The organism is Rhizobium laguerreae (assembly GCF_002008165.1).
GTDB classification, from domain to species: Bacteria; Pseudomonadota; Alphaproteobacteria; order Rhizobiales; family Rhizobiaceae; genus Rhizobium; species Rhizobium laguerreae.
Map to the genome: position 1 here is coordinate 398,897 of NZ_MRDM01000002.1, position 19,946 is coordinate 418,842.

General features: G+C 59.9%; 20 protein-coding genes and 1 tRNA gene. 16 read left to right on the forward strand and 5 right to left on the reverse strand.

What is annotated here, in order from left to right; all coding sequences use genetic code 11:
- The first annotated feature begins 38 nt into the window (after positions 1-38).
- Together BS630_RS02215 and BS630_RS02220 are read left to right on the forward strand one after the other, a co-directional pair.
- A tRNA-Ser gene (locus BS630_RS02215) sits at positions 39-129 on the forward strand.
- A gap of 558 nt (positions 130-687) precedes the next feature.
- On the forward strand, positions 688-1,710 hold the full coding sequence (locus BS630_RS02220; RefSeq protein ID WP_017959753.1) for a porin: 1,023 nt from the start codon (positions 688-690) through the stop codon (positions 1,708-1,710).
- Positions 1,711-1,810: 100 nt separating this feature from the next.
- Here BS630_RS02220 and BS630_RS02225 read toward each other — a convergent pair whose 3' ends face one another.
- Complete coding sequence (locus tag BS630_RS02225) at positions 1,811-2,707, reverse strand: alpha/beta fold hydrolase (protein ID WP_077976111.1); 897 nt, start codon at positions 2,705-2,707, stop codon at positions 1,811-1,813.
- Positions 2,708-2,772: 65 nt separating this feature from the next.
- Positions 2,773-4,848 (reverse strand): lytic transglycosylase domain-containing protein, encoded by a 2,076-nt coding sequence (locus tag BS630_RS02230; RefSeq protein WP_077976112.1) that lies wholly within the window; start codon positions 4,846-4,848, stop codon positions 2,773-2,775.
- 214 nt (positions 4,849-5,062) lie between these two features.
- Between BS630_RS02230 and dapA the strand changes: the two genes are divergently transcribed.
- Both dapA and smpB read left to right on the forward strand, forming a co-directional pair.
- The gene (gene dapA / locus BS630_RS02235) at positions 5,063-5,947 is read left to right on the forward strand and encodes a 4-hydroxy-tetrahydrodipicolinate synthase (protein WP_077976113.1); all 885 of its coding nucleotides are present in this window, start codon (positions 5,063-5,065) and stop codon (positions 5,945-5,947) included.
- A 101-nt stretch (positions 5,948-6,048) separates the two neighbouring features.
- Complete coding sequence (gene smpB / locus BS630_RS02240) at positions 6,049-6,528, forward strand: SsrA-binding protein SmpB (protein ID WP_003546925.1); 480 nt, start codon at positions 6,049-6,051, stop codon at positions 6,526-6,528.
- A gap of 223 nt (positions 6,529-6,751) precedes the next feature.
- On the opposite strand, the gene BS630_RS02245 is transcribed toward smpB, so the two are convergent.
- Positions 6,752-7,333 (reverse strand): LabA-like NYN domain-containing protein, encoded by a 582-nt coding sequence (locus BS630_RS02245; RefSeq protein ID WP_003546927.1) that lies wholly within the window; start codon positions 7,331-7,333, stop codon positions 6,752-6,754.
- Between the two features lie 298 nt (positions 7,334-7,631).
- Between BS630_RS02245 and rpoZ the strand changes: the two genes are divergently transcribed.
- The 12 genes from rpoZ to BS630_RS02305 all read left to right on the forward strand — a co-directional run bounded on the left by rpoZ (position 7,632) and on the right by BS630_RS02305 (position 18,100).
- Positions 7,632-8,036 (forward strand): DNA-directed RNA polymerase subunit omega, encoded by a 405-nt coding sequence (rpoZ, locus tag BS630_RS02250; protein WP_017959757.1) that lies wholly within the window; start codon positions 7,632-7,634, stop codon positions 8,034-8,036.
- Between the two features lie 203 nt (positions 8,037-8,239).
- A complete protein-coding gene (locus tag BS630_RS02255) occupies positions 8,240-10,474 on the forward strand; it encodes a RelA/SpoT family protein (RefSeq protein WP_017959758.1) in 2,235 nt (744 codons plus the stop codon).
- Positions 10,475-10,659: 185 nt separating this feature from the next.
- Positions 10,660-10,809 carry a DUF3563 family protein gene (locus tag BS630_RS02260; RefSeq protein ID WP_003558084.1) on the forward strand — a complete coding sequence of 50 codons (150 nt, stop codon included), beginning with the start codon at positions 10,660-10,662 and terminating at the stop codon, positions 10,807-10,809.
- A gap of 161 nt (positions 10,810-10,970) precedes the next feature.
- On the forward strand, positions 10,971-11,561 hold the full coding sequence (locus tag BS630_RS02265; RefSeq protein ID WP_077976114.1) for a DUF2062 domain-containing protein: 591 nt from the start codon (positions 10,971-10,973) through the stop codon (positions 11,559-11,561).
- Positions 11,562-11,599: 38 nt separating this feature from the next.
- Complete coding sequence (gene acpS / locus BS630_RS02270; protein ID WP_077976115.1) at positions 11,600-12,004, forward strand: holo-ACP synthase; 405 nt, start codon at positions 11,600-11,602, stop codon at positions 12,002-12,004.
- Between the two features lie 159 nt (positions 12,005-12,163).
- Positions 12,164-12,907 (forward strand): signal peptidase I, encoded by a 744-nt coding sequence (gene lepB, locus BS630_RS02275; protein WP_077976116.1) that lies wholly within the window; start codon positions 12,164-12,166, stop codon positions 12,905-12,907.
- Positions 12,904-13,623, forward strand: a complete 720-nt coding sequence (gene rnc / locus BS630_RS02280) for a ribonuclease III (protein WP_017959762.1) — start codon at positions 12,904-12,906, stop codon at positions 13,621-13,623. Before lepB ends, rnc begins: the two co-directional genes overlap by 4 nt.
- A 7-nt stretch (positions 13,624-13,630) precedes the next feature.
- The gene (gene era, locus BS630_RS02285) at positions 13,631-14,572 is read left to right on the forward strand and encodes a GTPase Era (protein ID WP_003546943.1); all 942 of its coding nucleotides are present in this window, start codon (positions 13,631-13,633) and stop codon (positions 14,570-14,572) included.
- A gap of 151 nt (positions 14,573-14,723) precedes the next feature.
- The gene (locus tag BS630_RS02290) at positions 14,724-15,476 is read left to right on the forward strand and encodes a Crp/Fnr family transcriptional regulator (RefSeq protein WP_017959764.1); all 753 of its coding nucleotides are present in this window, start codon (positions 14,724-14,726) and stop codon (positions 15,474-15,476) included.
- A gap of 149 nt (positions 15,477-15,625) precedes the next feature.
- The gene (locus BS630_RS02295; protein WP_077976117.1) at positions 15,626-16,111 is read left to right on the forward strand and encodes a response regulator; all 486 of its coding nucleotides are present in this window, start codon (positions 15,626-15,628) and stop codon (positions 16,109-16,111) included.
- A gap of 120 nt (positions 16,112-16,231) precedes the next feature.
- Positions 16,232-17,002, forward strand: coding sequence for a DNA repair protein RecO (recO, locus tag BS630_RS02300; protein ID WP_025393929.1), 771 nt, complete (start codon positions 16,232-16,234; stop codon positions 17,000-17,002).
- Between the two features lie 102 nt (positions 17,003-17,104).
- The gene (locus BS630_RS02305) at positions 17,105-18,100 is read left to right on the forward strand and encodes an aldo/keto reductase (RefSeq protein ID WP_077976284.1); all 996 of its coding nucleotides are present in this window, start codon (positions 17,105-17,107) and stop codon (positions 18,098-18,100) included.
- 107 nt (positions 18,101-18,207) lie between these two features.
- On the opposite strand, the gene BS630_RS02310 is transcribed toward BS630_RS02305, so the two are convergent.
- Together BS630_RS02310 and BS630_RS02315 are read right to left on the reverse strand one after the other, a co-directional pair.
- Positions 18,208-19,065 carry an MOSC domain-containing protein gene (locus BS630_RS02310; protein ID WP_077976118.1) on the reverse strand — a complete coding sequence of 286 codons (858 nt, stop codon included), beginning with the start codon at positions 19,063-19,065 and terminating at the stop codon, positions 18,208-18,210.
- A 9-nt stretch (positions 19,066-19,074) separates the two neighbouring features.
- Complete coding sequence (locus tag BS630_RS02315; RefSeq protein ID WP_183594471.1) at positions 19,075-19,734, reverse strand: HD domain-containing protein; 660 nt, start codon at positions 19,732-19,734, stop codon at positions 19,075-19,077.
- Positions 19,735-19,946 lie beyond the last annotated feature (212 nt).

The window sequence follows — 19,946 nt, forward strand, 5'->3', positions numbered from 1 at the left end:
TTGCATTCACAGACCGGTCACCATAGTTAGGCCGCACCGGAGAGGTGGCCGAGTGGTCGAAGGCGCTCCCCTGCTAAGGGAGTATACGTCAAAAGCGTATCGTGGGTTCGAATCCCATCTTCTCCGCCATTCCGATTTCCTGAGCGTGCGTCGATCGTTAGTTTCTGCTGGGAATCATGTTCGCTTAGTCGGCTAAGCCGGGCGCCGAAAAAATCTCTCTACCCCAAGTGAGAGAATCGCCTGCGGGAATCACCTCCCGCGCTCAAGCCACTGACAGGTGGCGAAAGCGGATCGGTGCACGTCCGGTTACGCTTCCGGCAATCATGAATCCCTCGCAAGAGCCGCACTTTGTCAAAAAAGTGTCACGAATGTGTCGCCAAGCGCATGTCCAAATCTTTGTTGGCTTGACCTAAGCCTCCGCAAAATCACGGTTTTCTTAACGAAGCATAAAGGAAATCGAGGCCGGTTGCCCGACTTGTGTCCTTTCAGCAACAGAATGTCGGGAAGGCTCCTTCAAATCCCCTGTCCGAGTAAGTTGGTGATTGCGTGACGGCTTCCGTCTTGTATTTTCAGCGTCGGAAGCAAGGGCGACTGATCGTCCACTTCTTGAAACACGGGGATGGGGCAGGGAACGCTGCTCAGCGAAAGATCCCAAACCCGATCGAAACTTTGAATTGGAGGTCATTTATGAACATCAAGAGCCTTCTTCTCGGCTCCGCTGCTGCTCTCGCAGTAGTTTCCGGTGCTCAGGCTGCTGACGCTATCGTTGCTGCCGAGCCGGAACCGGTTGAATATGTTCGCGTCTGCGACGCTTACGGCACCGGCTACTTCTACATCCCGGGCACTGAAACCTGCCTCAAGATCGAAGGTTACATCCGTTTCCAGGTTGATATTGGTGACCAGCCGCTCAACCTTTCGGCAGACAACGACTCCGATTGGGACGCAAGAACTCGCGGCCAGGTTCAGTTCACGGCCAAGAGCGACACCGAGTATGGTCCGCTGACCGGCGTCATCGTCATGCAGTTCAATGCTGACAACTCCTCGGAACAGGAAGCCATCCTCGACTCCGCTTACCTTGACATCGCCGGCTTCCGCGCTGGTCTGTTCTACAGCTGGTGGGACGATGGTCTCTCGGGCGAAACCGACGACATCGGCTCGCCGGTCACGCTGCATAACTCCATCCGTTATCAGTATGAAACCGACGCCTTCTACGCTGGCATCAGCGTCGATGAACTCGAAGACGGCTTCTACAAGGCGGACGAAGAACCCAACAACGTTGGCGTTGCAGTCGGTCTCGGCGGCAAGGCTGGTGCGTTCAGCTACCAGATCACTGCCGGCTACGACGTCGACAATGAAGAAGGTGCTGTCCGTGCAATGGGTACGGCTGACATCGGTCCTGGTACGCTCGGCCTCGCTGTTGTATACGCTACCGGCCCGAGCTCCTACTACACCGCGGCTGAATGGGCTGTCGCTGCCGAATACGCTATCAAGGCAACCGACAAGCTCAAGATCACCCCTGGTGTGCAGTACTACAGCAACTACGGCGTTGTCGGCGACGACTTTGCTGATGGCGATGCCTGGAAGGCTGGTCTGACGGTTGATTACCAGATCGTCGACAACTTCTATGCCAAGGCTTCGGTTCAGTACCTCGATCCGGAAGATGATGACGACTCCACTTCGGGCTACTTCCGCCTGCAGCGTTCGTTCTAATCTGATCTGACTTCGGTCAATCAGGAAAGCCCGGCTCTCGAGCCGGGCTTTTTGTATTTGGACGAATGGCCCATTGTACCAGCTGACCAATTTCCTGAGGTTATCGGCGGGTGGCGAGAAAAGCTCGAATTGTCGTGGGGATATTGCCGAGGTGCAGGAGCGGGGCATGTCCTTGTCCTTCGGCAGCATGAAGGATCAACCGCGAATGCCGCCGTGCCATTTCGCCGGCGGTTTCCTGTGAAAGCAGCAACGTACTTTCACCGCGGATCAGCATGACCGGCAACCGGCTCAGGCTTTCGAATTGCCCCCAGAGATCAGGCAACGACTGGCTGAAATCGATCGATTTCAGTGCCTCTGCGATCGCCGGGTCGAAGTCGGCGACCGGCCGTCCACCTATATCGCGATAAAGGGCAAGCGCCATCTCGCGCCAGTCTTCCTCTGCAAGCGCGGCAAACGACGCGCCATGATTTTCCTTCAATATATCGGCCGCCTCGTTCCAGTCCGCCGGCTTCCTGCCGCCGTTGAGGTAATCGCGGATCCGCGCCAGCCCCTCAGCCTCGAGCACAGGCCCGATGTCGTTGAGGATGACGGCTTCGAGAAGATCCGGCCGTGTCGCCGCGATCAGATGCAGGATCAGCCCGCCCCGCGACGTGCCGATGAAGATCGCCCGCTCGATGCCGAGTGCTGCGCAGGCGGCAAGGACGTCGCCGGCCTCGATGGCGAGATTGTAGTTCGCCTTGTTCTCATCCCATGCCGAGTTTCCCCGTCCGCGCGAATCGAGCGCAATCACTCTGCGAGGCATTGTTGTGTCCCGGGAGAGAAGCAGTGCAAGCGGATGAAAATCCCGCGTATTGCGGGTCAGGCCGGGCAAGCAGATCACCGGCAGCCGTCCGGCGGCTGCCGCCTGGTCTGGTCGGTAGTCGCGGGCATAAAGCCTTAACCCATCAGAAGACGTGTAAAATCGTTCCTGGAAACCGCCTGCATCCATATCCGGCATCGCATCCCTCGAGATCTGTTTGATCCCGAAGATGTAGCTTGCTTTTCAAGTCGCGCCAAACGGCTTCAGGAGGCGCTGCGTCCGCCGATCAGGTCGCGCTCGATATCGGTGGGTTGGCCGAGACGGGCTTTATAAACTTCGTAGTTCTCCATCACCCGCTGTACGTAGTTGCGCGTTTCGGGGAAGGGGATGCGCTCGATCCAGTCGACGATCTCGTCGATCGGCCTGCCGCGCGGATCGCCGTAGCGGCCGATCCATTCCGGCACCCGCTTCGGCCCGGCATTATAGGCAATGAAGGTGAGGATATAGGAGCCGCCGAAGGCGTCGATCTGCTCGCCGAGATAATGAGCACCGAGTGTCGCGTTATAGCCGGCATCGGCCGTCAGCTTGTCTTTGGAAAAGGCGATGTTGTGGCGCTTGGCCACCGCCTGGGCTGTTCCCGGCAGAATCTGCAGCAGGCCGCGCGCGTTCGCCGCCGATACGGCGGCTGGGTTGAAGGCGCTTTCCTGCCGGGCGATGGCATAGGCGAGCGCCTTGCCGGAGCCTGTTATGTTGGCGTTCGCCGGGATTACGCCGACCGGAAAGGCAAGCGCTGCGACATCGATGCCGCGTCCATAGGCGATCTTTCCGATCTGCAGCGAGAGATGATGATCGCCGGATTGCTCGGCCCGTGCCGCAAGGACAGCCAATTCACCGGGGCTTTGCAGTTGATCGGCGAGCGCGAGATAGAGAATGGCGGCCCGCCATCCATGGCCGGCGGCCTCCAGCCGGGCGATCGCCTGCACGGCTTCGCGTGCCTGGAAGCGCTGCCGGTCGGCCGTGCTCGGTGCGGGATAGGTGACGTTAAGCGTCTTTCGCCCCAGCCTTTCGGCCGCGAGCTGTCCATAGAAGGTGCCGGGAAAATTCGCGGCCTTCGCATAGAGTTCGCTGGATTTGCCGGGGCCTCCGGCCTCCGCTGCTCGTCCCAGCCAATACCAGGCGCGTGAAACCGAGATCGGTCCGTTTGATGTCTGGAGGATCTTGCGGAAATGTTTTTCCGCCGTTGCCGGGTCCCGCAGGCCGCGAAGCGCGTACCATCCGGCATGGAATTCAGCCTCGACGATATCCGTCGGGCTCGTTGCGGCGTAGTTTGCGACGATGCGATAGGCAGGCTTGAACTGTCCCTGGTCGACGAGACCACGGCTGATGATGCGCTGCTCGTTCCACCATTCGCCGGAATTGACGAGTTCGCTACGCTCGGGCGGCATCTGCTCCAGAAGCACGGCCGCTTCGGCATATTTGTCTTGCTTGCGTAGATATTCGATCCGCGCAAACAGCAGGCCGGCATCGCCGCGCCATTTCGCATCGACGGCGTTGAGCAGCGCGCCGGCATTGCCGGCTTTGGCGTCGACTGCAGCCCAGGCCGTGTAGAGCGACTGCGCCTGGCCCATGTCTCCGAAGCGCTTGGCCTGCGCCACCCGGCCGCGATACATCAGATAGTCCATCCGCGCCTTATGGTCGGCAGGCGTCAACAGCGCGGAAAACTCGATGAGGATCTTGTCCTCGGTCGCCTTGTCGAGCGCCTCTACGCGCCAGACCTTGCGGATATATTTCGCCGCCTGCGCCTGCTTGCCTGACGCAACCAGCGCCCGGCCGAGGATGACGGCGCCCTGCATTGTCTCGGGCGCGGTATCGCCGAAGGCGGCGAGCACGGCGGAAGGGGCGGGATTTTCATCATAGATCGCGCGTTCGGAATAGGCGCGCAACCGCGAAAGACCCGGCCAGCCCTTGAGCTCTTGCGCGGCGCTGGCGATTTCAAAAGAAGGAACGCCCTTCAATCCGGAAACGGCGATCGCCCAGGTGAGGATATGGCGGTCGAGCGTCCCGTCGCGCATGCTGTCACGGATCGAAAGTGCCAGCTGCGGATCCTTGTCGGAAAGCGCGTCGAGGCCGGCCTTCAGGTCGCCATTGACGGGCGCGATGGCCGGATTGCGCGGAATAGCGCCTGTCGTGATCGATTCCGGTATGGCTGTCTCGGGAATGAAGCCGAGCGGCTTGACCTCAGGCATGGAAGTGCTCTCGCCGGGAAGCGGCGACGCAACGCTGCCCCACGCAGCGGCAATGAAGCCGAAGGCGGACAGAATCAGGACAGCTTTCTTCATCCGGGATCTCGCAATGAAAACACGCCTTGCCATTAGGCTAGAGGCATCTTAACGAAACCTTACCGTACCAGGTAAAATTCATTCACATCTGCTATCGGAATTTGCCCTAAACCGAACTCTACGCGCTTGTCGCGATGATTTCGGCGCTCTATGGTGCGCAACTCTTATTCATGGAATGCGGCCGAAGCAAGGATTTGGTCGTGAGGAGCTTTGCATGTTCAATGGGTCCATTCCCGCCCTCGTCACCCCCTTCACCGATGCCGGACTGATCGACGAAGACAGCTTCGCCGCTCATGTCGACTGGCAGATCAAGGAAGGCAGCGGCGGTCTCGTTCCGGTCGGCACAACCGGCGAATCCCCGACGCTGTCGCATGCCGAACACAAGCGGGTGGTGGAACTCTGCATCGAAGTTGCCGCAAAACGCGTTCCCGTCATGGCCGGTGCCGGCTCGAACAATACGCGTGAGGCGATCGAACTTGCCCAGCATGCCGAAAAGGTCGGTGCGAACGCCGTGCTGGTCGTCACCCCCTATTACAACAAGCCGACGCAGAAGGGTTTGATCGCGCATTTTTCGGCGATCGCCGAGGCCGTCGATCTGCCGATCTATATCTACAATATCCCCGGTCGCTCGGTGGTCGACATGACGCCCGAAACGATGGGTGCGCTCGCCAAGGCGCATAGGAATATCGTCGGCGTCAAGGATGCGACGGGCAAGATCGAGCGCGTCTCCGAACAGCGCATCAGCTGCGGCGCGGATTTCAGGCAATTGTCAGGCGAGGATGCGACGGCGCTTGGCTTCAACGCCCATGGCGGCGTCGGCTGTATTTCGGTGACGGCGAATGTCGCCCCGCGTCTCTGTGCCGACTTCCAGGCGGCGACGCTGGCCGGCGACTATGCCCGCGCCCTGGAATATCAGGATCGGCTGATGCCGCTGCACAAGGCTATCTTCCTTGAGCCGGGTCTTTGCGGCGCCAAATACGGGCTCTCCAAGCTCGGCCGGATGAGCCGCAACGTTCGTTCGCCGCTGCTTTCGACGCTGGAGCCGGCAACGGAATCGGCGATCGACGCCGCGATGCGCCATGCAGGCCTGCTGAACTGACGAGACCGGCCGTCTTCACAAGACGGGGTCTCTCCCTTACATAGAGGGCAAGGAATGAGGGCGCGGCTTTTCGCGCCCTAAAAAGCAATTGGAATATCGTCATGGCCCCCAAAGGCAGCCAGCGCGTGGTGAATAAGGTCGTGGCCGAAAACCGCAAGGCCCGCTTTAACTACGAGATCATCGATACTTACGAGGCCGGCATCGTGCTGATGGGCACGGAGGTCAAGTCGCTGCGCGAAGGCAAGGCCAATATCGCCGAATCCTACGCCTCGGATGAGGGCGGCGAGATCTGGCTGATCAATTCCTATCTACCGGAATATCTGCAGGCCAACCGCTTCAATCACGAACCGCGCCGCCGCCGCAAGCTGCTGCTGTCGGGCCGTGAAATCCATCGCCTGCGCTCTGCCATCAACCGTGAAGGCATGACGCTGATCCCGCTGAAGATCTATTTCAATGATCGCGGTCGGGCGAAGATGGAACTGGCGCTCGCCAAGGGTAAGAAATTGCACGATAAGCGCGAATCCGAGAAGGAGCGCGATTGGAACCGGCAGAAGAGCCGCCTGCTGAAGGCTCATGGTTGACCGCGCTAAAGCATGTCGCGCAAAAGTGTGCGGCGGTTTTGCGACAACGGCATGCGTAAAAACAAAGACTTAAAGCGCAAGACGCGAATCTGGAAGATCGCGGCGCGCTTTAGGTCCGATCACGCTGCAATCGGCCGCTGTCGCGTATCGTCCATGTAAAGGCGTGGCCACGCGAGGAGCTGGCCGCCGCGCCCTGCATAATTCAAAGTGTTACAGTGAGAGATCAGTCCTCGAAATCGCTGGCCGGCGCGACTTCGGCCGGGCGTGGCGCCCGCTCGGAAGGATCGCGACCGATCTCAGCCTTCAGAGACAAGAGATCGATGAAATGATCGGCCTGGCGGCGCAGGTCGTCGGCAATCATTGGTGGCTGGGTCGCCATGGTTGATATCACCGAGACCTTGCGGCCTCTGCGCTGCAATGCCTCGACCAGGTTGGTGAAATCGCCGTCGCCCGAGAAGATGACCAGATGATCGACCGTTTCGGATTGTTCCATGGCATCGATCGCAAGCTCGATGTCCATGTTGCCTTTGATCTTTCGGCGCCCCATGGAATCCGTGAATTCCTTGGCGGGCTTGGTGACGACTTTGTAGCCGTTGTAGTCGAGCCAGTCGATCAGCGGCCGGATCGACGAATATTCCTGATCTTCGATCAGAGCGGTATAATAATACGCGCGCAGCAGATATCCGCGTTTCTGGAATGCTTTCAGGAGCTTGCGGTAATCAATGTCAAAGCCGAGGCTCTTGGATGCAGCGTAGAGATTGGCGCCGTCAATGAAGAGTGCAATTTTTTCGCGTGGGTCAAACATCGCTTACCAATCCAATGAGAGCAATCGAAATCCGTATGGGTCAAACTTCAATAAAAACAATAGCTTGTGTTTCGATTTCGATCTGATCCTTTACTTTATGAATTATTCATATATGAAAGATTTAGGGCACGATTCGACATATTCCAAGCAACCTTCGGTGGAATTATGACATTCTCCATGGAAATCTAGCTCAGCCGCGGATAAAGACGAGGGGAGCCGGAACGAAAAACTTGTATTTGCCCGGTTTTAATTGTATCGGGCGTGTTAATCCCGAAATGACGACCGTAAAGGACAGGCAATGGCCCGTGTCACAGTTGAAGATTGCATCGACAAGGTGGAGAACCGCTTCGAGCTGGTTCTGCTCGCCAGCCACCGCGCCCGGCTGATTTCCCAGGGTGCCTCGATCACCATCGATCGCGACAACGACAAGAATCCTGTCGTGGCCCTGCGCGAAATCGCCGACGAGACGCTTTCGCCCGATGACCTCAAGGAAGATCTGATCCATTCGCTGCAGAAGCACGTCGAAGTCGACGAGCCCGAGCCCGACCCGGCAAGCATGATCGCCGCCGGCGGTGCCACTGCGGCCGACAGCGAAGAGCAGGACGACGTGCCGGAGACGATCACTTTCGACCAGATGTCGGAAGAAGAGCTGCTTGCCGGCATCGAAGGCCTTGTGCCGCCGGAAAAGAGCGACGACTACTAAGCGCACCGGCCGGATCTCCGTCGCATCGGTCAGATGCAATCCCGCGGTCGCATTGATGCGATCCGAAAAAAGCTGCATGCGACGCAAAAGAGCGACGATTACCAATCGTCAATCTTGCACCTTTATTGCTTAGGCATATTATTGCCCATGTGTGCGCCAATCGTTGATTGGCGCGCTTTTATTTTTATCGGAGTGGCTTTGGAATGATGCGGCAGTACGAGCTCGTGGAGCGGGTTCAGCAATACAAGCCCGATGCCAATGAAGCACTGCTGAACAAAGCCTATGTTTACGCCATGCAGAAACATGGCCAGCAAAAGCGCGCGAGCGGCGATCCCTATATTTCCCATCCGCTCGAGGTCGCCGCCATCCTCACCGACATGCATCTCGATGAATCGACGATCGCTGTCGCCCTTCTGCATGATACGATCGAGGATACGACGGCGACACGCGCCGAGATCGACGAACTCTTCGGCGAGGATATCGGTCGCCTGGTCGAGGGTCTGACGAAGATCAAGAAGCTCGATCTCGTCACCAAGAAAGCCAAGCAGGCGGAAAATCTGCGCAAGCTGCTGCTCGCCATTTCCGACGATGTGCGCGTGCTGCTCGTCAAGCTTGCCGATCGCTTGCACAATATGCGTACCCTCGATCACATGTCGGCCGACAAGCGTGCCCGCATTTCCGAGGAGACGATGGAAATCTATGCGCCGCTCGCCGGCCGCATGGGCATGCAGGACATGCGCGAGGAACTCGAGGAACTCTCCTTCCGCCATATGAACCCGGAAGCCTACGAGACCGTCACCAAAAGGCTGGAAGAGCTTTCGAAGCGCAACGAGGGCATCGTCAAGAAGATCGAGGCCGAACTGCGCGACCTTCTGGTCGCAAGCGGCCTGACGAGCGCCTATGTCAAGGGCCGGCAGAAGAAGCCCTATTCCGTCTTCCGCAAGATGCAATCGAAGTCGCTTTCCTTCGAACAGCTTTCCGATGTCTACGGCTTCCGCCTGATCGTCGAGGACATCCCGTCCTGTTACCGGGCACTCGGCATTGTCCACACGCGCTGGCGCGTCGTGCCCGGCCGCTTCAAGGATTATATCTCGACGCCGAAGCAGAACGATTACCGTTCGCTGCACACCACTATCGTCGGCCCCTCCAGCCAGCGCATCGAACTGCAGATCCGCACCAAGCGCATGCACGAAATCGCCGAATTCGGCATCGCCGCCCACACGCTCTATAAGGACGGCGCCACCAATGCCGATGGCGATATTCTTTCCCGCGAATCCAATGCCTATTCTTGGCTGCGTCATACGATCGAGGCCCTGGCCGAGGGCGACAGCCCGGAAGAATTCCTCGAACACACCAAGCTCGAGCTCTTCCAGGACCAGGTCTTCTGCTTCACGCCGAAGGGCAAGTTGATCGCCCTGCCGCGCGGCGCCACCCCGATCGATTTCGCCTATGCGGTGCACACCAATATCGGAGATACGACAGTCGGCGCCAAGATCAACGGCCGCATCATGCCGCTGGTGACGCGACTTGCAAATGGCGACGAGGTCGAGATCATCCGCTCCGGCGTGCAGGTTCCGCCCGCCGCCTGGGAGGAGATCGTCGTGACCGGCAAGGCGCGCGCCGCCATCCGCCGCGCCACCCGCATGGCGATCCGCAAGCAATATGCCGGCCTCGGCCACCGCATTCTCGAGCGCACCTTCAACAGGGCCGGCAAGATCTTCTCGCGCGAGGCGATGAAGCCGGCGCTGCACCGTCTCGGCCAGAAGGATGTCGAGGATGCGATCGCCGCCGTCGGCCGCGGCGAGATGTCCTCGCTCGACGTGTTGCGCGCCGTCTATCCCGATCATCAAGATGAGCGCGTCACCGTGAAGCCCTCCGGCGATGATGGCTGGTTCAACGTTCGCAGCGCCGCCGGCATGATCTTCAAGATCCCCGGCAAGACCAAGACAGGGCACGACGGCGGCCATTCGGAAATCGACGCCGATGCCGATATCGGGCCGATCCGCGGCCTGTCCGGCAATGTCGACGTCAAGTTCGCGCCGACCGGCGCCGTGCCCGGCGATCGCATCGTCGGTATCATGGATCAGGGCAAGGGCATCACCATCTATCCGATCCAGTCGCCGAGCCTGCAGCGCTTCGACGATCAGCCCGACCGCTGGATCGACGTGCGCTGGGACCTCGACGAAGCCAACAAGTCGCGTTTCATGGCGCGCATCATGGTGAATGGGTTGAATGAGCCCGGCACGCTTGCCAAGGTCGCCCAGACGGTCGCAGGCCTCGACGTCAATATCCGCTTGCTGAACACGGTGCGAGTGGCGGCCGATTTCACCGAAATGATGCTCGAGGTCGAGGTCTGGGACCTGCGCCAGCTCAACCAGTTGCTCGCCCAGATGAAGGAACTGGATTGCATCGCCACGGTCCGGCGCCTCTACGACTAAAGCTTTTGTTAAGCCCCTCCAGAGGGTTGGGCGAAAAATTGCACATTTTATAATCGGAGCAGCGCATGAGAGGGGCAAGCGGTGCACTCAGCGCATGGCTGTCTCCATATTGCGGCGGTAGTAATTAACCTGTGCCGGGCCTATCTTCTGGTCATCGAAACGTAAACAGAAGATGAGACAAGATAATGTTTGACCCTATCAAGAAATTCGCTCGCGCCTTTCGCGCTCCGACCACGCAGGAACGTGAAATGGCATATTTGAATGGCTCGCTCGATCGTATCGATCTCGAGTTTCGTCAGCGCCAGGTCGATCGCGGTCTGTTCCGTAATCGCTGATAATGGACTTTATACTTGAGGTAAGTGAGGGACGTTATGCATAACGGACGCCCCTCGGCATGAAGAAGCTCCTCTTCGCAGCGAGAATTGAGGGGCGGTTTTTGGAGCGGTATCATTTGCCGCTCTTGTCATGGTGGTGTGCGCTGCACTAAATACCGGCCATGTTGTTTCGCCGTCGCAAGCCTGCGGGATTCAAGGAAAAGATGCGGGAGCTTTTATGGCCTCGCAAAGGTTTCCTTCGCCCGATCCGTTATCTGACAATGCGCGTCCTGCGCCTGAGCGCTTCGCCGCATGCGGTTGCCGCCGGCGTCGCTGCGGGTGTCTTCGTCTCGTGGACGCCGTTCATCGGCGTGCATTTCGTCATGGCTTTCGTCATCACCTATTTCCTCTCCGGTAGTATGGTGGCCGCCGCCCTCGGCTGCGCCGCCTTCGGCAATCCGCTGACCTATCCCTTCATCTGGGGCATCACCTGGGAAATCGGGCATCTGCTGTTGAGCCGCGAGGATCAACTGGCTGGTCAGACGGTGGATCTCGCCGCCCTTTTCCACAAGCTGAACTTCACCGAATTATGGAAGCCGGTGCTGGAGCCGATGCTGGTCGGCGCTATCCCGCCGGCGATCGTCACCTCCGTTGCGCTCTACGCGCTGACATTATACACCGTGAAGGTTTTTCAGACGCGCCGCCATATACGGCTGATGGAGCGGGCGCGCCTGCGTCTTGCCGTTCCAGCCGGCGACATGCCGAGCGTATGAACCCGATCAAGAATTCTTAAGCGACGGAAGGGGCCGGCATGATCATCGGCATTGGCAGTGATTTGATCGACATTCGCCGTGTCGAGAAATCCATCGAGCGCTTCGGCGAGCGCTTCACCCATCGCTGCTTCACCGAGATCGAGCGCGCGCGTTCCGACAGGCGGGCAAACCGTGCCGCATCCTATGCCAAGCGTTTTGCCGCCAAGGAGGCCTGTTCCAAGGCGCTCGGCACGGGCATGGCGCAGGGCGTCTTCTGGAAGGACATGGGCGTCGTCAACCTGCCGAGCGGCAAACCCGCCATGCTTTTATCAGGCGGCGCCGCCCTGATCCTCGAATCGCTGCTGCCTGCGGGCCACAGGCCCGCCATTCATTTGACAATAACGGATGATTATCCCTTGGCGCAGGCTTTCGTCATTATCGAAGCGTTGCCCTTGAGCCTCTGATCGCGCGACCTCGGGAGCTGTTGATCGCGACCTCAGAAGCGTTGATCGCGACCTCTCGTCGCTTTTGATGTTGTCGCCATTGCCGCAACCGGCCGAAGCCGCTAGAGAGAACGACAGAAAGAATTGCGCCGCCGCGGCGTCTTGAAGGAATAAGACTGCGTGTCCGAAAAAGTCGAAGCCAAGCCGAACGCCCTCTGGGAAAATATCAAAGTTATCATCCAGGCGCTGATTTTGGCGATGGTGATCCGAACGGTGCTGTTCCAGCCCTTTACCATTCCGTCCGGTTCGATGATGCCGACCCTGCTTGTCGGCGACTACATCTTCGTCAACAAGTTCGCTTACGGCTATTCGAAATATTCGCTGCCCTTTTCGCCTGATATCTTCAGCGGCCGCCTGTTCGGCGCCGATCCGAAGCGTGGCGACATTGTCGTCTTCCGTTTCCCGCCGAACCCCGACATCGATTACATCAAGCGCTGCATCGGCCTGCCGGGCGACCGTATCCAGGTTACCGACGGCGTGCTCTACGTCAACGGCAAGCCGGTTCCGAAGGTGGCGGACGGTGCGTTCACTTCGGATTACAAGCTCGACCCGGGCGAGGACGTGCCGGTATTCCGCGAAACGCTTGACGACGGCAAGTCCTACGACACGCTCGATCAGTCTCGGGTGTCGCGTGGTGATAACACCCGCGAGTTCATCGTGCCGGAAGGCCATTATTTCATGATGGGCGACAATCGCGACAACTCGCTAGACAGCCGCTTCGACGTCGGCTTCGTGCCCGCTGAAAATCTTGTCGGCCGTGCCAGCGTCATCTTCTTCTCGCTCGGCAACGACACCTCCTTCCGCGAAATCTGGAAGTGGCCGACGAACATGCGTTGGGACCGCCTCTTCAAGGTTGTTGAATGAGTAAGGCGCAGACGCTTTCTGCGGCGGACCGCGCAAAGCTTGAGGGCCTGATCGGTCATGACTTCGCTGAAAAGGAACGCCTGGATAGCGCGCTGACCCATGCCAGCGCCCGTACCGAAAAGGGCGGCAATTACGAACGGCTGGAATTCCTCGGCGACAGGGTCCTCGGGCTCTGCATCGCCGAGCTTCTGTTCCGCACCTTTGGCACGGCAGGAGAAGGCGAGCTCTCGGTTCGCCTCAACCAGCTCGTCAGCGCCGAAACCTGTGCTGCGGTCGCCGACGAACTCAATCTTCACCTCTATATCCGCACCGGCGCCGATGTGAAAAAACTGACCGGCAAGCGCATGATGAATGTGCGCGCCGATGTCGTCGAAAGCCTGATCGCCGCGATCTATCTCGACGGCGGCCTCGAAGTCGCCCGCCGCTTCATTCTGCGTTACTGGCAGGGCAGGGCGGTGCGGGCCGATGGCGCCAAGCGCGACGCCAAGACCGAGCTGCAGGAATGGTCGCACGCGAAATTTGGTGTCACGCCGATCTACCGGGTTGATGAACGCAGCGGACCGGATCATGATCCGCGCTTCAAGGTGACGGTGGAAGTTGCTGGCATTAAGCCCGAAACCGGCGTAGAGCGGTCGAAGCGTGCCGCCGAACAGGTGGCGGCAACGAAGATGCTCGAGCGCGAAGGCATTTGGCAGCAATCGCCTGCCGGAAACTGACGGGACAATGACACAAGAAGAAGAGATCGCGGCCGAAGCTGCCGCAGAAACCAATGGTCCGACGCATTCGGGCTTTGTCGCGCTGATCGGGCCGACCAATGCCGGCAAGTCGACGCTGGTCAACCGCCTCGTCGGCGCCAAGGTCTCGATCGTCAGCCATAAGGTGCAGACGACGCGGGCCATCGTCCGCGGCATCGCGATCCACGACAATGCCCAGATCGTCTTCATGGATACGCCTGGTATCTTCAAGCCGCGCCGCCGGCTTGACCGCGCCATGGTGACCTCGGCCTGGGGCGGTGCGAGGGATGCCGATCTGATCGTGCTGCTGATCGACAGCGAGCGCGGCCTGCGCGGGGATGCCGAAGCCATCCTCGAAGGCCTCAAGGAAGTCCGGCAGCCGAAGATCCTGCTGCTCAACAAGATCGACCGCGTCAATCGCGAGGATCTGCTGGCGCTGGCCGCTGCCGCCAACGAGAAGATCGCTTTCGATCGCACCTTCATGATCTCCGCCGAAAACGGCTCCGGCTGCGACGATCTCATGGACTATCTGGCGAAAACGCTCCCGGAGGGGCCGTGGTACTATCCGGAAGACCAGATCTCCGATCTGCCGATGCGCCAGCTCGCTGCCGAGATCACCCGCGAGAAGCTGTTTCTGCGCCTGCACCAAGAGCTCCCCTATGCCTCGCATGTCGAGACGGAGACGTGGGAAGAGCGCAAGGACGGCTCGGTGCGGATCGAGCAGGTGATTTATCTCGAGCGTGACAGCCAGAAGAAGATCGCGCTCGGCAAGGGTGGTGAAACCATCAAGGCGATCTCGACTGCTTCCCGCAAGGAATTGTCGCAGATCCTCGAACAGCCGGTCCATCTCTTCCTGTTCGTCAAGGTTCGCGAGAATTGGGGTGATGATCCCGAGCGGTTCCGCGAAATGGGTCTCGATTTCCCGAAATAAGCATGGCAAGGATTTCGTCGGGTTGGCGCCAGCCCTTTGTTTCCGCATAAAAAATTGGCCTCGCTCATGGAACAAATCCGTGCCTTGCGTCATTCCTTGACGAACGGCGCGCCAATGTTGGCGCGCCGATTTTGCGACGGCAAGGGCAAGCATGGCGACGTCGAGACCCATCAATTCTTTCAAGACCCCTTGCGACCAATGTCCCTTGCGGCCTCTGCCGCATTTCAGGGAGTTCAGCCGCGACGAGCTGGAATTCGTCTCGAGCTTCAAGAGGGGAGAGCTTGCCGTCGATGCCGGCTCCACCATCCTCGTCGAGGGCGCACATAGCGCTCACCTCTTCACCGTGCTCGCCGGCTGGGGCTTCCGCTACAAGATGCTGGAGGACGGACGCCGCCAGATTCTGAACTATATTATGCCGGGCGACCTGGTCGGCCTGCAGGGAACGATCGCCGGTGAGATGCAGCATTCCGTCGAAGCGCTTTCGCCCGTGTCCCTTTGTGTCTTCGAGCGTGACAGGCTGATGACGCTGTACAACAAGCACGCCTCGCTGGCCTTCGACATCACCTGGATCGCCGCGCGCGAGGAGCGCATCCTGGATGAGCATCTCTTGAGCATCGGCCGCCGCACGGCGCTGGAAAGAGCAGCCTACCTGATCGCCTTCCTGTTTGAGCGTGGCCGGAAGCTCAATATCTTCAACGGCCGCAAATTCATTCCCATCACCCAGCAGCACATCGCCGACACGCTCGGTCTTTCCATCGTTCACACCAATAAAACTTTGAAAAAGCTCAGCGAACGAGGGTTGATCCGCTGGCAGGAGCGCGGCTGCGAGGTGCTGAACGGCGAGGAATTGATGGCGATCGCCGGCTGGGAAGGGCTGGGAGAGGGCAAACGCCCGTTCATCTAAAGCGCGTCGCGTCTTAGGTCTTTGTTCTGCGCGACATGCTTTGGTCAAGCAGCCTGGTTATGTCTTTTTTAAATGCAGATTAGCAGCAAGGAAAATAAGGTCGGCTGTCATCTTCCTCCGATTTTGATTCTTATCGACCGGGCAGAAAAATGGTTTATTCAGAAAAGGTGGCGGAATTCACCGATAGCGTGCCATGCGGGGCACCGGAGGGCAATGATGTTGGCGAAACGGCCGGGGCGCTGCGACAGGCGCCCGACGAGGGGCATCGAATCATGAGCGCAATCCGTGTTCTGGTTCTTGAAGACAGTTTGATCATCGCGATGGAGGCGGAGGATATTCTACGCCTGGCCGGCGTCGAGAGCATCGATATCGTCGGCAGCGTCGAACAGGCAAGGGCCGCCATTGCTGCGGAGAAATATGATTTCGCTCTTCTCGACGTCAATCTCGGCGAGGGCATGAGCTTCGGTTTTGCCCGCCATCTTCTCGACATCGGCATCCCGTTCGGCTTCGTCAGCGGCTATTCCGATACCGGCGATTTCCCGCCCGACCTGCAGCAGATACCGCTTCTGGTGAAGCCTTTCGACGAAATGGCGATGCGGGAATTCCTGCAGAGGCTTTTCCCGGCTGTCGCCTGACGCAGTCCCCGACGGAAGCCGGGCCTTGCATTGCAGCGTGTCTTTCAGACGCGCAAAGGACGCTGTAACGCGTTGAATTATGCAGTAGGATGGATTCGTCAGCCGTAAGGACTTCTTTCGATGCAGTGGCAGGACCATGCGATCATCCTGGGCGTCAAGCGCCACGGCGAGACGAGCGTCATCGCCGAGGTAATGACGCGTGATCGCGGCCGCCATCTCGGCCTGGTGCGCTCCGGCCGCTCGCGCGCCATGCAGCCGGTGCTGCAGGCGGGTAATGCGGTGGAGGTTATCTGGCGCGCCCGGCTTGACGAGCATCTGGGCGAATTCCGCGTCGAGCCGGTGACGCTGCGCGCTGCCCGGCTGATGGAAACGGCAACCGCCGTCTACGGTGTCCAGGCGATGGGCGCGCTGCTGCGGCTGCTGCCGGAGCGTGACCCGCATCCGCATCTCTTCGATGCGCTGGAGGTCATCCTCGATCACCTGCACAACCCGGCCGATGCCGGCGAACTCTTTGTGCGTTTCGAGCTTGCGGTGCTGAATGACCTCGGCTTCGGCCTCGATCTTGCCGAATGCGCCGCGACCGGCGCCCGTTCCGATCTCGTCTATGTCTCGCCGAAATCCGGCCGCGCCGTCAGCCGCGCCGCTGGTGCCCCCTGGGCGGACAAGATGCTGCTCCTGCCGCAGTTCCTCAGCATCGAGGGCAATCATGCGGCCGACTTCGATAGTCTCTCAGCCGCATTCCGTCTGACAGGGTTTTTTCTGCATCGCCATGTCTACGAGCCGCGCGGCATCGAAGCCGTGGCAGCCCGCGACGGCTTCGTTCAGGCGGCACTCAAGGCGCTCAATCCAGCCTTGCGGACGCTTTCAGGTCCGAATGGTATTTCCGCCTGACTTCCGTTTTTTACGGGTGCAAAACATCCTCCGGATTTGGCGGTTTACCTGCCTATGAGCGCTTCCTATGTCTTCACAGGATTGCCAATCAAGGAGGATCTCATGCTGACCAAGACCGCATCACCGACGACGATCACGCTCTGGAATGGCCGCGAAATTCCGCGCCTCGGTATGGGATGCTGGGCGATCGGCGGTCCCTTCTTCGCCGGCGACACGCCGCTCGGCTGGGGCGATGTCGACGACGATGAATCCGTGGAAGCGATCCACCGTGCCATCGAACTCGGCATCCGCTTCTTCGACACGGCCTCGAACTACGGCGCCGGCCACTCGGAGGAGGTGCTCGGCCGGGCGATCGGCAATCGCGACGATATTGTCATCGCCACCAAGTTCGGCTTCGCCACCGACCCGGAAACCAAGCAGGCAACCGGCGCCTTCGCCGATGAGGCCTTCATCCGCCGTTCGGTCGAGACCTCGCTGCGCCGCCTCAAGCGCGATCGCCTCGATCTCCTGCAGTTCCACCTCAATGATTTTCCGCTTGAACAGTCGGATGCCGTCTTCGATACGCTGGAGGCGCTGCGCGCCGAAGGCAAGATCGATGCGTTCGGCTGGAGCACCGATTTTCCCGATCGTGCCGCCCGTCATGTCGGCCGCCAGGGCTACGTCTCGATCCAGCATACGATGAACGTTTTCGAACCGGTGCCGGAGATGATCTCGGTGATCGAGGGGAAGGGTCTGATCTCCATCAATCGCGGTCCGCTGGCGATGGGACTGCTGACCGGCAAGTTCACCGCCGACAAGGCGGTGGGCGCCAAGGATGTCCGTGGGGCGGCCCTTGACTGGATGGTCTATTTCAAGGACGGGCGCATGGCCCCGGAATTCGCCGCAAGGCTCGATGCCGTCCGCGATCTCCTGACGTCAGGCGGCCGCACACTGACGCAGGGCGCGCTTGCCTGGCTCTGGGCACGCTCGCCGCGCACCCTTCCCATTCCGGGGTTCCGCACCGTCGCCCAGGTGGAGGAAAATGCCGGCGCGCTGGAGAAGGGACCGCTTTCGGCCGATGTGATGGCGGGCATCGATGCCGCACTCGCGCGCGTATAACGTTTCTAGAGCGGTTCAGCTTTTCACGGAAGCACAGAGCCGCTCTAACTCTTTGTTTTTACGCAATTCCGAACGGAAAACCGCTTCGCCCTTTTCCTGGAATTGCTTTATGCTGCGACGCGACGCTTGAGCGCCCAGCCTTCCGGCCTCTCTGCAACGATGCGGACGGTGTCACCGATCGTGATCCTGCCGCTGCCGCGCGGCGTGACGTTCCAGCCGAAGAGCGGGCCTGGCACGCGCCGATCGGCCGACATACGGAGGCGACCCATGGCCGGCATCGGGCTTGGTCCCTCGCGCGACCCGGTCAGTTGGTCCTGGGTCGTCATGATGCAGCGGGAGCAGGGTTTGACGAGATCGAAGCGGATGCCGGCGATCTCGATTGCCGCCCAGCGGTCCTCCGGCCAGGCCTCCTCGGTATCGATGACGATGTTCGGACGGAAGCGTTCCATGCCGACACTACCTTCGCCATGGGCGGCGAGATCGGCATTCAATGCCTTCAGCGAGCCGGTCGTCGTCACCAGGATCTGGTAGCCGTCGGTAAAGGTGACGGGCGTGGCTTCGCCGGCCCATTCGGCATTCGCCGTCCGCCGTGCCTGCCCGTCGAAGAAGACCAGGCGCACCTCGCGGCCAAGCCATTCCGAAAGCTGCCGGTTGCTCTCCGGATCGGCGACGGCCGCGTTGACGGCAGATTTCCACACGATCACATCCATGCGGGCTTCAGGCTGAGGCGGTGGTACCGATATGTCCGTTTTCCCCTGCATCAGCAGCCGAAAGGCACTCGCTTCCGGTCGTACCTCGATGCGTGCGAGGTCGGGCAACTCGCGCTGGGTGATGAAGTGCCCCTGCGCATCGGTGATCATCGCCCGCCGGTCGCCTGGAAGCCCATAGGCGTCGATGTCGGCGGCGGGCAGCGCAATGCCACGGGCGCTCTTGAGCGGATAGATGAAGAGGTCGCTGACAAGCATGCCGTTCTCCTAGATTTCGTCCATGAATTCCGAGAGAAAATCGCGCAAGCTCTTGTCACGCGCGGCCGCCAGCCTGCGGCCGGTCTCGGTCTGGAATCCTTCCGCCAGTTTGAACAGCTTCGTCTGGAAATGGTCAATGGCATAACGCTTGTCATCGAGCGGGCGGTCTGCCGCTGCCGGGTCGAACGGATCGTAGAGCCCGGATCCCAGTCGCCCGGCGATATAGAAGCAGCGGGCGACGCCGATCATGCCGATCGCGTCCAGCCGGTCGGCATCCTGCAGGATCTTCGCCTCCAGCGTCTGCGGCGCCACCCCGGCCGAGAAACTATGCGCGGTGATTGCGTGGGCCGCGGCCTCGATATCCGCGCCGCTCCAGCCAAGTTCCGCCAGGATCGCCGATGCCTTCTCGGCCGCCAAAGCCGATGCTTTTGCCCGCTGCGGCGAATTCTTCTCGATGGCGACGCAGTCGTGCAGCAGCACGGAAGCAACAAGAACCCGCCCGTCGCCGCCTTCTCCCGCATGGATGCGCATGGCATTCCTGAAAACGCGCAGGATATGGGCAAGGTCGTGCGAGCCGTCGTCGCCGTCGGCCGCATGCGCAATCAGCGCTGCGGCAAGCGTTTCGTGTGGGGAGAACGCTTCAGCCGCGAACATAGCGCCACCTGTCATGAGGAAGATCGTTTCCGCCGATAGCGCATCGGCGCGGTATTGAATGCGGGTGATAAAAGGATGCGACAACGAAGATCTCAGGAATCGCAGCCGATTTTCTAGAGCATGATGCCGAAAAGTGTGAGCGGTTTTCGGGCGACATCATGCTCTAACTATATATTGTAGAATAGGATTCAGATTTTAGGCCGACCCGGCCTGAAATCATCCTATTC

Coding starts and splice junctions, on each gene's coding strand:
- dapA (WP_077976113.1), top strand. CDS start 5,063: ATGTTCAATGGGTCCATTCCCGCCCTCGTCACCCCCTTCACCGATGCC.
- BS630_RS02295 (WP_077976117.1), top strand. CDS start 15,626: ATGGTTTATTCAGAAAAGGTGGCGGAATTCACCGATAGCGTGCCATGC.
- recO (WP_025393929.1), top strand. CDS start 16,232: ATGCAGTGGCAGGACCATGCGATCATCCTGGGCGTCAAGCGCCACGGC.
- BS630_RS02220 (WP_017959753.1), top strand. CDS start 688: ATGAACATCAAGAGCCTTCTTCTCGGCTCCGCTGCTGCTCTCGCAGTA.
- rpoZ (WP_017959757.1), top strand. CDS start 7,632: ATGGCCCGTGTCACAGTTGAAGATTGCATCGACAAGGTGGAGAACCGC.
- BS630_RS02260 (WP_003558084.1), top strand. CDS start 10,660: ATGTTTGACCCTATCAAGAAATTCGCTCGCGCCTTTCGCGCTCCGACC.
- BS630_RS02305 (WP_077976284.1), top strand. CDS start 17,105: ATGCTGACCAAGACCGCATCACCGACGACGATCACGCTCTGGAATGGC.
- BS630_RS02245 (WP_003546927.1), bottom strand. CDS start 7,333: ATGTTTGACCCACGCGAAAAAATTGCACTCTTCATTGACGGCGCCAAT.
- BS630_RS02265 (WP_077976114.1), top strand. CDS start 10,971: ATGTTGTTTCGCCGTCGCAAGCCTGCGGGATTCAAGGAAAAGATGCGG.
- BS630_RS02225 (WP_077976111.1), bottom strand. CDS start 2,707: ATGCCGGATATGGATGCAGGCGGTTTCCAGGAACGATTTTACACGTCT.
- smpB (WP_003546925.1), top strand. CDS start 6,049: ATGGCCCCCAAAGGCAGCCAGCGCGTGGTGAATAAGGTCGTGGCCGAA.
- rnc (WP_017959762.1), top strand. CDS start 12,904: ATGAGTAAGGCGCAGACGCTTTCTGCGGCGGACCGCGCAAAGCTTGAG.
- BS630_RS02255 (WP_017959758.1), top strand. CDS start 8,240: ATGATGCGGCAGTACGAGCTCGTGGAGCGGGTTCAGCAATACAAGCCC.
- BS630_RS02315 (WP_183594471.1), bottom strand. CDS start 19,734: ATGACAGGTGGCGCTATGTTCGCGGCTGAAGCGTTCTCCCCACACGAA.
- BS630_RS02290 (WP_017959764.1), top strand. CDS start 14,724: ATGGCGACGTCGAGACCCATCAATTCTTTCAAGACCCCTTGCGACCAA.
- BS630_RS02230 (WP_077976112.1), bottom strand. CDS start 4,848: ATGAAGAAAGCTGTCCTGATTCTGTCCGCCTTCGGCTTCATTGCCGCT.
- era (WP_003546943.1), top strand. CDS start 13,631: ATGACACAAGAAGAAGAGATCGCGGCCGAAGCTGCCGCAGAAACCAAT.
- acpS (WP_077976115.1), top strand. CDS start 11,600: ATGATCATCGGCATTGGCAGTGATTTGATCGACATTCGCCGTGTCGAG.
- BS630_RS02310 (WP_077976118.1), bottom strand. CDS start 19,065: ATGCTTGTCAGCGACCTCTTCATCTATCCGCTCAAGAGCGCCCGTGGC.